The organism is Flavisolibacter nicotianae, assembly GCF_003628535.1.
GTDB lineage: Bacteria > Bacteroidota > Bacteroidia > Chitinophagales > Chitinophagaceae > Flavisolibacter > Flavisolibacter nicotianae.
This window is the reverse complement of sequence record NZ_RBCI01000001.1, coordinates 758,129-772,588: the sequence shown is the minus strand read 5'-3', so window position 1 is coordinate 772,588 and position 14,460 is coordinate 758,129. Positions and strand designations below refer to the sequence as shown.

The window sequence follows — 14,460 nt, the reverse complement described above, 5'->3', positions numbered from 1 at the left end:
TGCGGTGGTAAGAGCGGCAAAGCGGTGTTAAATGCCGTTATTCTGACGATAACAGGAAACCGTTGAACGACAAGCGGTGCCGGCGGCCAAACACAAACCTCGTGTTAAAACCGCGGCCGCTTCATTTTTCAACCGCCTGCGCTTTTATTCAGCCGTATTTTTACACGGTGAGAAACAAGAAGAAGACGATTGTTTTAGAACAGGTTTTGGTCGAAAATTATGCGGCAGAAGGCAAGTCCCTGGCACGGCGCGACGGAAAAGTGATTTTTATCGAAGGCGTGGTACCGGGCGACGTCGTGGATGTGCGGCTGGGCAAAAACAAGAAAGACTGGGCCGAAGGCCATGCGATCCGGTTTCATGCATATGCCAACGAGCGAACCACACCTTTTTGCCAGCACTTTGGCGTGTGCGGCGGCTGCCAGTGGCAAATGCTGCCGTACGACAAGCAGTTGCAGTACAAGCATCAGCAGGTGTACGACAACCTGACCCGTATCGGGAAGGTGGCCCTGCCGCCCTTTCAGCCGATCATCGGCGCCGAAGAAGACAAGTTTTACCGCAATAAACTGGAGTACACCTTCAGCACAAAGGAATACACGCCGGCCCCCCCGCCACGGTCCGGCCTCCCCCTAACCCCCTCCGCTGGAGGGGGAACAGCCAACACACAGCCCCCGCTTACGCAAGAGGCAAATAGTCACACCGGTCCGTCGCATAGCGAGGCATTGCAGCCTGGCCAATCCCCCTTTGGGGAGACGGGAGGGCCAGGTGTTCTTGGTTTTCATGCCCGTGGCTTTTTTGATAAGATCGTCAGCATTGAAAAATGCTGGCTGCAACCGGAGCCAACCAATGCCCTGCGCAATGCCCTGCGCGGCTTTGCGCTTGAAAAAGGCTACAGCTTTTATGATTTCCGCGGGCACCGGGGTTTGCTGCGCCTTCTCCAGTTCCGCATTTGCACTACCGGTGAGGTAATGGTGAACGTGGTGTTTGGCGAAGACGACAAAAAAAGCCGGGAAGAGATCATGCAGTTTATCGACACCGGCTTTCCCGGAATCACCACCCTGCTTTACACGGTCAACCTCAAAATGAACGACAGCATTTTTGACCTGGAGCCCATTACCTACAAAGGAAAAGGCTACGTGGTAGAGCAGTTGGAAGACTTCCGCTTTAAGATCGGGCCTAAATCCTTTTTTCAGACCAACACCAAACAGGGCGAAAAGCTGTACCAGGTCACCCGCGATTTTGCCGAACTGGATGGTTCACAGGTTTTGTACGACCTGTACTGCGGCACGGGCAGCATTGGCATTTTCTGCAGCCGCGGTGCCAAAAAGATCATTGGCGTGGAAGCCATTGAGGCGGCCGTGGAAGATGCGAAAGAGAATGCAGCCCTCAACAACATCGGTCATGCGGAATTTTATGCCGGCGATGTGATCAGGGTTTGTGACGACGCATTTTTTGCAGCGCACGGCCGCCCCGACGTGATCATTACCGACCCGCCGCGGGCCGGCATGCACCCGAAGCTCGTCGAAAAAATCCTGGAGATGGAAGCGCCGACGGTGGTGTATGTCAGTTGTAACCCGGCCACGCAGGCACGAGACCTTGCCCTGCTTGACGAGAAATACCAGGTTACGCGGGTGCAGCCTGTCGATATGTTCCCGCACACCCATCATATTGAAAACGTTGTTCAGCTAAAAATGCGATAAATGAGTGAGTTCCGATACTACAGACCGGATGCTTTTCCACCCGTGGTGAAGAATCTTTTGATCATTAACGTGCTGGTGTTCCTGGCACAGGTGACTTTTCAGAACAGTGAAACCGTACACCTCGAAAACCTGTTTGCGCTGCACGACGTGCGGTCGGTGTATTTCAAGCCGCACCAGTTGCTGACGCACCTGTTCATGCACGGCAGCATGGGCCACATCTTTTTCAACATGTTTGCCCTGTGGATGTTTGGCCAAACGCTGGAGAACCGCTTCGGCTCCAAACGGTTTTTGATTTTTTACCTCGTTGCCGGTTTGGGGGCCGCCTTGCTGCACCTGGCCGTACTGTATTTCGAGCTACAGCCCGTATGGGAACTTTTCCGCTCGCTGCCGGCCGACCAGCAGGCCGAAATCGTTCGGTCGCCGGAGTTCAAGATCAACGTGGAAACCGTGGGCGCCTCGGGGGCAATTTTTGGTTGTTTGGCCGCTTTTGGCTATCTTTTTCCTAACACGATGATCTATGTTTATTTCCTGCTTCCACTCAAGGCAAAATGGTTTGTTTTAATCTACGCAGGACTCGAACTTTGGCTTGGAATCCGTAACTCCGCCGGTGATAATGTTGCGCATTTTGCTCACCTGGGCGGGGCTTTAGCAGGCTTTCTTTTAGTGCTCTTTTGGAACAAAACCGATCGCCGCCGGTTTTATTAGTGTGGCAGATTAATTGCAGAATTGAAAATGTTATGAGCTACTATCAGCAACGCAACCGATCAAGATTCTCCATCGGTCAGGATGGCAACTCGCTGACCTTGCTGCTCGCCATCAACCTGAGTGTCTTCGCTATCTTGGCCTTTATCAAAGTCGTTTATTATTTCAGTTTTGGCGACCAGGGAGTGAGCCTGTTCCATGAACAGATTTTCCGATGGTTTACGTTGCCTGCTGATCTGAATGTGTTCATTACCCGCCCGTGGACCTTGCTGACCCACATGTTTGTGCACGACACCACCAGTATCTGGCACATTCTCGGCAACATGATCTGGCTTTGGGCCTTTGGTTATATTCTCCAGGACCTGGCCGGCAACAGCAAACTTTTTCCGCTCTACTTCTACGGTGCCATGGGTGGTGCCGCTGCGTATATGCTGGCCTTTAACCTGATCGGCCCTCTCAAAGTAGATCTGGCCAATGCACAGGCCTTCGGTGCCTCGGCCGGCGTAATGGCCATCGCCATCGGTACCACGGCCCTCGCTCCCAACTACCGCATTTTTCAAATGCTCAATGGCGGGATTCCGTTGTGGGTCATCACCATTATCTACCTCGTTATCGATCTGGCTTCCATCACCAACGGCAACCCCGGCGGCCACATAGCGCACCTGGCAGGCGCCGGCATGGGCTATGCCTTCATCCTGGCCCTGCAACGCGGACACGACTGGGGCGCCTGGATCAACAACTTTTTCGATTGGGTGAACAACCTGTTTAATCCCGACAAGCCACGGAAAGGCACATCGCCTAAAACCACGCTGTACTACAACAGCAAAGTGCCGCCTTATCGCAAAGCCAATGTCATTACCCAGCAGCGCATCGACGAAATCCTCGATAAAATTTCGCAAAAGGGCTATCACTCCCTGACCGAAGACGAAAAGGAAATGCTGAAGCGGGCCAGCCAGGAAGACATGTTGTAAGAAGAAATACAAACGAATTATACGAAGAAGCAAGCTGTCAGAAATGACAGCTTTTTTTGTACTTACAACAGGCATTTCAACGTTACGCAAAAGGATCGTGAAGTATTTCGGTTTCTTCATTGACCATTGAACATTCACAATCGACTTTTTATATCTTGCAAGGCCATGGCCGCCACCTACCGTCGAATAACGAAAATTGTTTTTTTAATCCTGAACATCCTGGTGTCGGCGGCTTTCCTGCTTGCCTGTCTCGCCTCCCGTCTCGACCCGACCAAGTGGTGGTTTGTTTCTCTCCTGGGCCTTGGCTTTGGCTTACTGGTGGTGACCCTTATTGCATTTATCCTGTTCTGGCTGGTGGTGCGTCCACGGTATATTTTGCTGGCGCTGGTGCCCCTGCTTGTCGGCTACAAGAGCATTTCCGTGTTCTTTGGTTTTCACGTGGCGGAAAAATTCAATTACCAGAAAGACAAATCGGTGTTGCGGGTGGCACACTGGAACGTGGCCCGGTTTGTCGAGTGGAAGCGCAACAACAACAAGGGAAGTCAGACAAGGCTGAAAATGATGGACCAGATCAAAGAGCAGAATGCCGATGTGTTGTGCATGCAGGAATTTTTTACGTCCACCGATACGGTCTATTACAACAACATCAGCCACCTGATAAAGGAGATCGGTTACCCGTATTTTTATTTCGCCTGGCGGGATGATGGCGCCGAGTCGTGGTTTGGCAACGCCATTTTTTCGCGGTACCCGATTGTGGACAGCGGTAAGATCAATTTGCCCGGCGACAAATACCCAGAGAGCCTGTTGCATGCAGACATCGCGTTTCACGGCGATACCATCCGCGTTTACACCACGCACCTTGCCTCGCTGCGCTTTCAAAAACAGGACTACGAAACCATCGAAGACATCAAGGACAAACAAAAAGTCGAGCTCCAAAAGTCCCGCGGCATTTTCGGGAAAATTCGCAATGCGGTGATAAAACGGAAGGAGCAGGCCGAGATCATCAGGGAGGTCGTGTCGAACGATCCCTATCCCACCATTCTCACCGGCGACTTTAACGACGTGCCCAACTCGTATGCTTATGCGACGGTGAAGGACGACAGGTTCAAAGACGTTTTCCTCGAGCATGGGTTTGGCGTTGGCCGCACCTTCGACGCCATCTCTCCCACGCTGCGGATCGATTATATTTTTACCACCCCGGATTTCAAGATCCACCAGTTTAACCGCATTGTCAAAAGCCTTTCCGACCACTACATGCTGGTTGCGGATGTGGAGCTGAAGAGGTGAAACGTCAAACGTGAGACCAGAAACCGCAGAAGCTTTTTACTGTTGTAAGCATATTGGCAAGTGCCTGCACAGGCTTTCTTTCACGCATTTGGCAAACCTGTATGCTGCTCCTGTCTCACGTTTGACGTTTCACGTTTGACGTTTCTTACTTTTGCCGCATGAGCAAGTTGAAAATCTATAATTCTTATTCAAGGGAAAAAGAAGAGTTCGAGCCGCTGGTACCGGGGCACGTGGGCATGTATGTGTGTGGTCCGACGGTCAGCGGAGAAAGTCACTTGGGTCATGCTCGTCCTTACATTACGTTCGATGTGGTGTATCGCTACCTGATGCACCTTGGTTATAAAGTTCGCTATGTGCGTAACATCACCGACGCCGGGCATTTTGAAGAGGAAGGCCGCGAAGCAGAGGATAAAATTTCCAAAAAAGCACAGATCGAACGACTGGAGCCCATGGAGCTGGTGCAGAAGTACACCAACCTCTATCACTGGGCCATGGAGAAATTCAACAACCTGCCGCCCAGCATTGAGCCAACGGCAACGGGCCATATCGTGGAGCAGATCGGCATGATCGAAAAACTGATCGATGCCGGCTATGCGTACGTGGCCGGCGGCAGCGTGTATTTCGATGTGAAGAAATACGCCGAGAACCACGATTACGGCAAGCTGAGTGGTCGTATTATCGACGACCTTCTCGAAACCACACGGGCACTGGAAGGACAGGAAGAGAAAAAAGACAAAGCCGATTTTGCCCTTTGGAAAGAAGCGCCGCCGGAACACATCATGCGGTGGAAAAGCCCCTGGGGCGAAGGATTCCCCGGGTGGCACATCGAGTGCTCGGCGATGGCCACAAAATACCTGGGTGCACAGTTCGATATTCATGGCGGTGGCATGGACCTGCAGTTCCCGCACCACGAAAGCGAGATTGCGCAAAGCACCATCTGCAACCACATCGCGCCGGTTCGCTACTGGATGCACAACAACATGATCACCATTAACGGCAAGAAGATGGGCAAGAGCTACAACAACGTGATCAAGCTAACGGAAATGTTCAGCGGCGATCATCCGATGTTGGAGAAAGCTTTTTCGCCGATGACGATTCGCTTTTTCATTCTGCAAACGCATTACCGCAGCACGGTCGATTTCAGCAACGAAGCCCTCGTTGCATCGGAAAAAGGATTGAAGCGGCTGATGGAAGCCTACGAATGGCTGAAGCAGACAACCTTTGATCACCAGTCGGCCGGTACCGACACGGAACTGGACGAGAAAGTGGTGAAGCTGGTCAGCGAGTTTGACGATTTTATCAACGATGATTTCAACACGGCCAAAGTGCTGGCCAACATGTTTGAACTGGTACCGGTCATCAATTCCATCAAGGATAAACAAATCAAAGCCGATGCGCTTTCGGGCCAAACGCTGCTGCTTTTGCAAACCCAAATGAAAACCTATGTGGAAGACATCCTGGGCCTGCAGGCCGAAAGCGCTGCGGAAGAAGATAAACTGAAAGGCGTGATGAAAGTGCTGATCGACCTGCGCAAGGAAGCCCGTACCAAAAAAGACTGGGCGACCTCGGACAAGATCCGCAACCAGCTGGCCGAAATCGGGATCCAGTTGAAGGATGACAAGGACGGGAATATCAGCTGGAACATGCAGTAAGGGCAAATCGAACCGTATTCAATTTAAACATCCGGAAAATGACCAGGAAAAGCTTGTTTGTTTTTTTGCTGCTGGCAGGTGCGGCAACCTCGTTTGCACAAACGGCCAACGACTACCTTCTTTGGAATGCCACACGGCGTTTGCGTGTAGACGATTTTGCTATGAAAACAAAGCAATCGGAAACGACCTCCTCGTTCGGCCAATTTACTGTTGACTACGAAGTCGGCGGCTTCAGCTTTTTTACCAGGAACTTCAACCAAAAGGTGCACAATTATTTTCTGAGAAATGCTTCCTGGATTGATACAACATCGAATCTTTTGCAAACACTCCGGTACCAGCAAACGCTGTTTGATCTTTGTGAAATTTACACCCGGCAATTTCGCAGGGCGCTCAGAGAGAACAGGAAACAATTTTTAAAAGGAACGGACATCGCCAAAGCGTTGAACAGTCAATACATGTCGGAATTTGCAAAAAGGCGGGTAGCCTACGACGGGGAAACAAGGTTTGGCACGGATGGAACAGCGCAAAAACAATGGGAAGCACAAATTCAAAAAGAGTTGGCGGCGTTGGATGCGAATGCGTATGAAAAGTGAAAACAGGCATCACGCTTTTTCTGCCCATACCATTTCTCTTTTGCCCGGCGGTCCGGGCAATTTTTTTACCCGGAAACCTGCAGCCTTCATCGCTCGTTTCACAACCCCTTTGGCACAGTACGTCACCAGCACGCCGCCAGGAGAGAGCAGGGAGAACATTTTTTCGAATGCTTCTTTTGTCCAAAGTTCCGGTTGTGCGGACGGAGCAAAAGCGTCGTAGTAAATGAGGTCATAGGTTTGTGATGGAGAGAAGTCCGAAAGCGTTGTTTGCACTTTATGCAAGGTGAAGCCGTCGTGCAGTTTGATCGTTTCATTCCACGGACTGGTGTGCAACTGCCGAAACAGTTCGGCATGTCCGAGTTTCGTTGCATAATTCAAAGCGCTGGTTTCTTCTGCAGAAAGCGGGTCCGGTTCCACTGTTGTATACGCAACGGCTATCTTTTTTTCGAGGGCAAAAATTGCCGTCAGGAATGCATTCAGGCCGGTGCCGAAACCCATTTCAAAAACAGCAAGCGCCGGCTTTTCCAGCCTTGCCGCTACCGGCGCCAGACCGGACTGGATAAACACATGCACCGACTCCCGGATCGCACCATGAATGGAATGGTACATCACCTCTTTTTCGCGAATGGCAATCGTATGCGAGCCGTCCCTGGTCACCACCCGTTCTTTCATAGCGTAAAACTATGTCAAACATGAAACGGCAAACGTCAAACATGAACCGGGAGCTACGTTACACCGCTGTTTCTCCTGCGACACGTTGCGCCGGGTTTTTGCAGCCTCCTAATCGTGAGCTTGTGAACTGCACCCTTTCACGTCTCACATTTCACGTTTGACGTTTCGCGTACCTACCTTCGCGCCATGTCGTATATCGATCACCTCTCCAAAGATAGCCGCCTGCGAAAAGTGCTTGCCGACCAGGATGCCCTAACACTATCCGCACACAAAAACATTCCGCTCCGCCTTTGCGCTTCCATCATGAGCCAGCAGCTTTCAACCAAGGTTGCCAAAGTGATCTTTCACCGCTTCCTGGAACTCTACGGCGGCGAGGAGCCCACGCCGGAACAGATCGTTGCCACGCCGTTGGAAACGTTGCGAGGGATTGGCCTGAGCAACGCCAAGGCACAATACGTGTTGAACGTTGCGCAATTCTGCATCGACCATGGCCTGAACGATAAAAAGCTGAAGAAGATGAGCAACGAGGAGATCATCGACCTGCTCACGCAGATCAAGGGGGTGGGCCAGTGGACGGTGGAAATGCTGCTGATGTTTACGCTGGGCCGGGAAGATGTGTTTGCCGTGGACGATTACGGCATCCAGGTGGCCATGAAAAAGATCTACAAGCTGGATGACAGCAACAAAAAAGAATTGAAAGCAGCCATGCAAAAAATCTCCGCCAAATGGTCGCCCTACCGCACCTATGCCTGTTTGCACCTGTGGCAATGGAAAGACAGTTGAGTTGGGAGTCTGGGGTTTGGAGTTTGGGGTTGTTATCTTAGTTTAGTCAAACTTTGTATATGGCAACCGTTCATCAATTTGAAGAGTTGGAGATTTGGCAGTTAGCAAGGCAGCTTTGCCGGAAAATTTATCCGCTGACGTTTGAAGAGCCAATTGCTAAAGACTTTCGCTATAAAGATCAGATAAGAGGCACCAGTGGCGCTATCATGGACAACATCGCCGAAGGCTTCAGTCGCGGAAGCAAGCATGAATTCGTGCATTCCTTAACCACTGCAAAGGGAGAAGCAGAAGAGTTGAAATCGCAGTTGCACAGAGGACTGGACATACACTATTTCTCAGCAGCCCTTTTCAGCGAACTCTATGCCGATGCCGATTTGCTTGTCAAAAAGATCGGTGCCTTTATTAACTACCTCAACTTTTCAAACATCAGAGGACAAAAGTTCAAAGAAAGAAACTAGCCCCTGAACAACCCCAAACTCCAAACCCCAGACTCCAAACTCATTTCGCCCACGCATCCATCTTCCTTTCCAAAACGTCGAGCGGCATCACGCCATCTTTCAGGATCTCGTCGTGGAAAGCCGAAAGACTGAATTTGTTGCCCGACTGTTGCTGGTATTTGTTTCGCAGTTCTCGGATTTTTAGTGCCCCCACCTTGTACGAAAGCGCCTGTCCCGGGATGGCCATGTAGCGCTCAATTTCGGCTGTGGCGCCTTCGGTGTTGATGGCTTCATTGTCGGTCATGTAGTTGATGGCTTCTTCGCGGGTCATGCCTTTGGTGTGCATGCCCACATCCACCACCAGGCGAATGGCACGATGGATTTCATCGCCCAGTGCACCCATGTATTGATAGGGATCGGTGTAAAGACCCAGCTCTTTCCCCAGCGACTCGCAATAGAGCGCCCAGCCTTCACCCATGGCGCCGTACCAGGCAAAGCGGCGAAATTTCGGTAGGCTTTCATTCTCTTGCTGCAACGAAGTTTGGTAGTGATGACCCGGGATGGCCTCGTGCAGGAAAAGGCTTTCCATTCCGGACGTCGTATTGAACTTCGTGGCATCCAGGATGGGTACGTAGAAAATGCCGGGACGCTTTCCGTCGGGTGTGCCTTGCTGGTACTCGGCACTGGCCGATGCGGCGCGGAAGGCTTCCGTCTGGCGGATCTCGAACGGCGTTTTCGGTGTGCGGCCAAACATCTTTTTCAGGTTGGGCTCCATGCGCTGGTGAATCGACCGAAATGCATTCAGCACATCCTCCGGGGTTTTGTAGGGCATAAAGCGCTGGTCATTTTTCATGTAGGCAAAGAAAGCCGGCAGGTCACCTTTAAAGCCGACACTGTCCTTGATCCGTTCCATCTCGGCGCGGATACGCTTTACTTCGGCCAGGCCCGTGTTGTAAATTTCGTCCGGTGTTTTGCTGGTGGTGGTCCACTGGCGCACAAGGTAGGCGTACAGTTCACTGCCCTGCGGAATCGCATTGATGCCGGTGGTGGTTCTTGCCTTTGGCAAATAGTCTGTCTGCAGGAAATGACCCAGGCGCTGGTAAGCGGGCAGCACCGCGGTTTGCACCAGCACTGTCAACTGCTTTTTAAGGCTGTCGGCATTTGCCAGCGAAGGCATGTTCTTCAGGGGACCATAAAACACATTCGACGGATCGTTTTTTGCCAGCGCCTGCATCTGCGGGATCATTTTTATCACCAATGCCCTGGGCAGCACCCTGCCCGACGCCACGCCTTTGCGGAAGTAAACAATTGCACTGTCGGCCCAGGCCGAAAAGCGGCCGGCTCGCTGCATCCAGGCCTGGTAATCTTTTTCCGTTTTGAACGGTTGGTTGCCGGTACCCGAACCCAACTGGCCCAAATCCAGCGGAAGGCCCCAAAACTGGTTAAAGGGAATTTCGTTGTCGTGAAATGTCAGGCCTTCGAGCTGCATCTCCATTTCGCGTTTGAAAATGTCGTAGCTGATGCGGTCATTTTCGTTCAGGTCGTCCCGCCTGAATTGCCGGATGCCCGTCAGATAGGTGGTGTAAAAACGGCGCAGTGTGTCCCGGAACGAATCGGTAAACGCAATCGCCAGCCGGTCGTTGTAAGTGGTGTCGCCGGTAGCCGTGGCCTCCAGCGGGAAGAGCGGCAGGCGTTCCTTCCAGTAGCGGTCGAAGAAAGCCGCAAGGTCAGAAGAGGTATCTGCCTGCGGTGTTTCCTTTCCCGGAACGGTATTGCAGGCGATCAAAACAACGAAGAGCAAAACGAGTGCGCCGTATTTCATACAAGTACAAATAAGGGCGGTAAAAATAACAGAAAGAACCTGTTCGTGCCGGCATTTCGGAACGATAAACGCTGCAACTGCGGGCCGGGAGCCCTTTTTTAACTTTTGAATTTTGCGGTTGAAAAGCCGCCACTTCCCTACATTTGCTTTGATGGAATACAATACAACAAGGAATTACCTGACCATGCGGGAGTATGGTCGTCATATACAAAAAATGGTGGAGCATCTTCTGACCATTGAAGACCGCGACCGCCGCCAGGCCAATGCCATGGCCGTCATTGAGCTGATGGGTTTTTTGAACCCGCACCTGAAAAACGTGGAAGACTTCCGGCACAAGCTGTGGGACCATCTTTTTTATATCTCCGACTTTAAGCTGGATGTGGATTCGCCCTATCCCATTCCCCAAAAAGAAACCTACAAGGCCAAGCCCGATCCCCTGCCTTACCCGAAGCGCTATCCCCGGTTTTCGCACCTGGGTAAGAACCTCGAGCTGGTGATCGACAAAGCACTGAAAGAAGAAAACCCCGATAAGCGCCAGGGCTTCGCCAATGCGATTGCCTATTATATGAAGCTCGCCTACAACAACTGGCACAAAGACACCGTGCACGACGATGCCATTCAAAGCGAATTGAATTCCATCACCAAGGGGCAGTTGGAATTTACCAACACGCCGTATGTCAAAGCCTACCGTCCGCAGCAGGAAGGCTGGGGCGAACGTGGCAGCGGTTACGGACGCCAGCAGCAGCGTGGTAAGTTCCAGCAGCGCGGCGGCAGCAACGGCAGCGGTGGCGGCAGCCAGCGCAACGACCGCAACCGTCATGGTGGGAAAAAAAGGTTTAAGTAGTCTGAACCTTGATTTGAGTGAATTATCCGGATGAAGAAGAAATGAAATCAGTCGTCATAATCTAAGAGTCGTTCTACAAGGAACGACTTCTTTATTTCCGTCAAAATCCCTAAAATCAAGCAAATCCCAGTTCGGACTATTTAACAATCCCATTTGATTTTTCACCCTAATTTGCCCGTTCGAACTGCTTTAGCCAATCGATTTTTCTGATAGAATACTACAACATGCAACGATATTTGTCCGGATTTTTTGCTCTTGCTTTGGTGCTGCTTGGCTCTGTTTTGTTTGCACAGGATACATCAAAAGTTACGTCCGTCGACCCTGATCTTTTAAACATCAACTCCTCCAAAGTTCCCCGGGAATATACCGTTCGCACCATCACCGTCACCGGCATCAACACACTCGATTCCGGCATCGTGCAATCCATTTCCGGGCTGCAGGCCGGCGATAAAGTCATGCTGCCCGGCGGCGAAGCGTTTTCAAAAGCCATCAGCAATTTGTGGAAGCAGCGCCTGTTTGCCAACGTGCAGGTTTTTATCACGCGGATCGAAGGCAGCAATGTGGACGTGGAGATCAACGTGCAGGAGCGCCCCCGCCTGGCCAACTTTAAAATCGTGGGTGCCACCAAGGGACAGATCGACGACCTGACCGGCAAGATCGGCCTGGCAAAATCCACCATCATTACCGAAAACACCAAGCGGAATGCCGTTGAAGTGATCCGGAAGTTTTTTGCCGAAAAAGGATACCTGAATACAACTGTCCGCATCGACGAGAAAGTGGATAATTCTTTGGCCAACTCCCGCACTCTGACTTTTTATATCGACAAAGGCGACAAGGTGCGCATCAGCGACGTTGTCTTTTATGGCAACGAAGCCGTGTCGGCAACAGCACTGAAACGGAAATTGTCAAACACAAAAGAGAAGAGCCGTTTCGATTTTTCCCCCGACTCTATTCCGCATCCCTACGGCCCGGTGGTCAAACCGGCGTTCAGTGATTATATTAAAAACTACGGTTTTTTGCAGCCCACCAAAACCAAGGAATTTTTAGATCCCTATGTCCGCATCCGCCCGTTCAGCGCGGCGAAATTCAGTCAGAGCAAGTACGACGAAGACAAGGAAAAAGTACTGGCCTATTACAACTCGCTTGGCTTCCGCGATGCGCAGATCATCGACGATACCCTCACCTTCAACGCCGAGAAAAACCGCATGCAGGTGCACATCAAGGTGAAGGAAGGCAACAAATATTATTTTGGCAACATCGCCTGGAAAGGAAACACCAAGTACCCAGACTCGGTGCTCTCGGCCATCCTGAACATCAAGAAAGGCGATATCTATAACATTGACCTGCTGAACAAACGCCTCGGCAAACAACTGAGTCCCGAAGGCGGCGACATCAGCGGCTTGTACATGGACGAAGGCTATCTCTTCTTCCGTGTGGACCCCGTAGAGACAGCCGTGTACAACGACACGATCGATTACGAGATCCGTGTGACCGAAGGCCCGCAGGCCCGCATTAAAAATGTGATCATTACCGGCAACGAAAAAACAAAGGACCACGTGATCCGCCGCGAACTGCGCACCGTGCCGGGTGACTTGTTCAACCGTACATTGCTTATTCGTTCGCAGCGCGAACTGGCGCAGTTGAACTATTTCAACCAGGAAAAGATCAACCCGAACGTGGTGCCCAACCAGGACGACGGTACGGTGGACATTACCTGGGAGCTGGAGGAAAAATCGTCCGACCAGTTGGAACTCTCGGCCGGTTTTGGTGGCGGTATCGGCTTTACCGGTACGCTGGGTGTGACCTTCAACAACTTCTCCATCAAAAATATTTTCAAGAAGGAAGCATGGGATCCGCTGCCGATGGGCGACGGACAAAAACTGAGCATCCGCTACCAGTCGAACGGCCGTGCCTACCGCTCCTACAACTTCTCGTTCACCGAGCCGTGGCTGGGTGGCAAAAAGAGGAATTCGTTGACGCTGGGTGCCAGCAGCAGCAAGTTCTCGAATGCTTACGATTATATCACGGGCATGTTCGACAAAGCAAAATCCGACACGAATTATCTGTCAACGACCTCCGTGTATGTTTCGCTGGGCAAACAGTTGAAATGGCCCGATGACTATTTCAGCCTCGTGTATTCGCTGAACTTCACCAAGTACAGCCTGCGCAACTACCCGATCTTCCAGGGCCTGAGCAACGGTAACTCCAACAACGTGAGCCTGCGTTTGGGCTTGCAGCGTTCGTCGGTTTTCGACCCGACCTTCCCGCGCAGCGGTTCCAATTTTTCGGCCACCGTGCAGTTGACGCCGCCCTATTCGCTGTTCAACAAAAGCCTGGAAAGTTCCGCCAACCCGTATAAAACGCCGGAATACCACAAATGGCGCTTTACCTCCGAATGGTTTGTGCCGATCGGCAAGCCGATGGGTGCCGAAAAAAGCCGCCAGTTTGTGATGAAGCTGGCTGCCAAATACGGTTTCATTGGCCGCTACAACAAAAAGATCGAGATCTCGCCGTTTGAGCGCTTCCAGTTGGGCGGCGACGGGATGACCAATTACAGCGGTGTTCTTGGTTACGATATCATTGCCCTGCGTGGTTACCCGGTATTCGACGTGTCCGATCCTACGGTGAACAACCCGGATCAAACCAGCACCAACAAGTACTTTACCATTTTCAACAAATACTCCATGGAATTGCGCTTCCCGCTGGTAACCAACCCGGCGAGTACCATCTATGCGCTGACCTTCTTCGATGCAGCCAACGGATGGTATAATTTCAAGGACTACAACCCGTTCAAGCTGCGTCGCAGCGTGGGTGTGGGCATGCGCTTCTTCCTGCCGATGTTTGGTTTGCTGGGATTTGACTATGGTGTGGGGCTGGATCGCATCCAGGGTGGAAACGGGTTGAAGAATGCGTCCCGCTTTACCTTCATGCTGGGTGTTGAGCCGGAATAAAGAAAATGATATTGGGATATTCAGATATTCGCAGGGACACGCCACGGCG

The 14,460-nt window shown here is 51.6% G+C and carries 12 protein-coding genes; 10 read left to right on the top strand and 2 right to left on the bottom strand.

Annotated features, from left to right (window positions below; all coding sequences use genetic code 11):
* The first annotated feature begins 167 nt into the window (after positions 1 to 167).
* The 6 genes from rlmD (at position 168) to D6024_RS03315 (ending at position 6,902) form a co-directional block, all read left to right on the top strand.
* Entirely contained in the window at positions 168 to 1,697 is a 1,530-nt protein-coding gene (gene rlmD / locus D6024_RS03340; protein WP_240409945.1) for a 23S rRNA (uracil(1939)-C(5))-methyltransferase RlmD, read from the top strand.
* Positions 1,698 to 2,402 carry a rhomboid family intramembrane serine protease gene (locus D6024_RS03335; RefSeq protein WP_121352931.1) on the top strand — a complete coding sequence of 235 codons (705 nt, stop codon included), beginning with the start codon at positions 1,698 to 1,700 and terminating at the stop codon, positions 2,400 to 2,402.
* 32 nt (positions 2,403 to 2,434) lie between these two features.
* Positions 2,435 to 3,370, top strand: coding sequence for a rhomboid family intramembrane serine protease (locus tag D6024_RS03330; protein ID WP_121352929.1), 936 nt, complete (start codon positions 2,435 to 2,437; stop codon positions 3,368 to 3,370).
* Between the two features lie 165 nt (positions 3,371 to 3,535).
* Complete coding sequence (locus D6024_RS03325; protein WP_162944503.1) at positions 3,536 to 4,657, top strand: endonuclease/exonuclease/phosphatase family protein; 1,122 nt, start codon at positions 3,536 to 3,538, stop codon at positions 4,655 to 4,657.
* A gap of 158 nt (positions 4,658 to 4,815) precedes the next feature.
* A complete protein-coding gene (gene cysS / locus D6024_RS03320; RefSeq protein ID WP_121352926.1) occupies positions 4,816 to 6,309 on the top strand; it encodes a cysteine--tRNA ligase in 1,494 nt (497 codons plus the stop codon).
* A gap of 38 nt (positions 6,310 to 6,347) precedes the next feature.
* On the top strand, positions 6,348 to 6,902 hold the full coding sequence (locus tag D6024_RS03315; protein WP_121352924.1) for a hypothetical protein: 555 nt from the start codon (positions 6,348 to 6,350) through the stop codon (positions 6,900 to 6,902).
* A gap of 9 nt (positions 6,903 to 6,911) precedes the next feature.
* Here the strand turns inward: D6024_RS03315 and mnmD are convergent, their stop codons facing one another.
* The gene (mnmD, locus tag D6024_RS03310) at positions 6,912 to 7,574 is read right to left on the bottom strand and encodes a tRNA (5-methylaminomethyl-2-thiouridine)(34)-methyltransferase MnmD (RefSeq protein ID WP_121352922.1); all 663 of its coding nucleotides are present in this window, start codon (positions 7,572 to 7,574) and stop codon (positions 6,912 to 6,914) included.
* Between the two features lie 186 nt (positions 7,575 to 7,760).
* Between mnmD and D6024_RS03305 the strand changes: the two genes are divergently transcribed.
* Both D6024_RS03305 and D6024_RS03300 read left to right on the top strand, forming a co-directional pair.
* Entirely contained in the window at positions 7,761 to 8,357 is a 597-nt protein-coding gene (locus tag D6024_RS03305) for a DNA-3-methyladenine glycosylase family protein (RefSeq protein WP_121352920.1), read from the top strand.
* Positions 8,358 to 8,416: 59 nt separating this feature from the next.
* Entirely contained in the window at positions 8,417 to 8,815 is a 399-nt protein-coding gene (locus D6024_RS03300; RefSeq protein WP_121352918.1) for a four helix bundle protein, read from the top strand.
* Positions 8,816 to 8,855: 40 nt separating this feature from the next.
* Here D6024_RS03300 and D6024_RS03295 read toward each other — a convergent pair whose 3' ends face one another.
* Positions 8,856 to 10,616, bottom strand: coding sequence for a DUF885 domain-containing protein (locus tag D6024_RS03295; RefSeq protein ID WP_121353480.1), 1,761 nt, complete (start codon positions 10,614 to 10,616; stop codon positions 8,856 to 8,858).
* 151 nt (positions 10,617 to 10,767) lie between these two features.
* Here D6024_RS03295 and D6024_RS03290 point away from each other — a divergent pair, with 151 nt between their 5' ends.
* Complete coding sequence (locus D6024_RS03290; RefSeq protein ID WP_121352916.1) at positions 10,768 to 11,460, top strand: DUF4290 domain-containing protein; 693 nt, start codon at positions 10,768 to 10,770, stop codon at positions 11,458 to 11,460.
* 224 nt (positions 11,461 to 11,684) lie between these two features.
* Positions 11,685 to 14,411: a BamA/OMP85 family outer membrane protein gene (locus D6024_RS03285; protein WP_121352914.1), complete on the top strand. Its 2,727-nt coding sequence runs from the start codon at positions 11,685 to 11,687 to the stop codon at positions 14,409 to 14,411.
* Positions 14,412 to 14,460 lie beyond the last annotated feature (49 nt).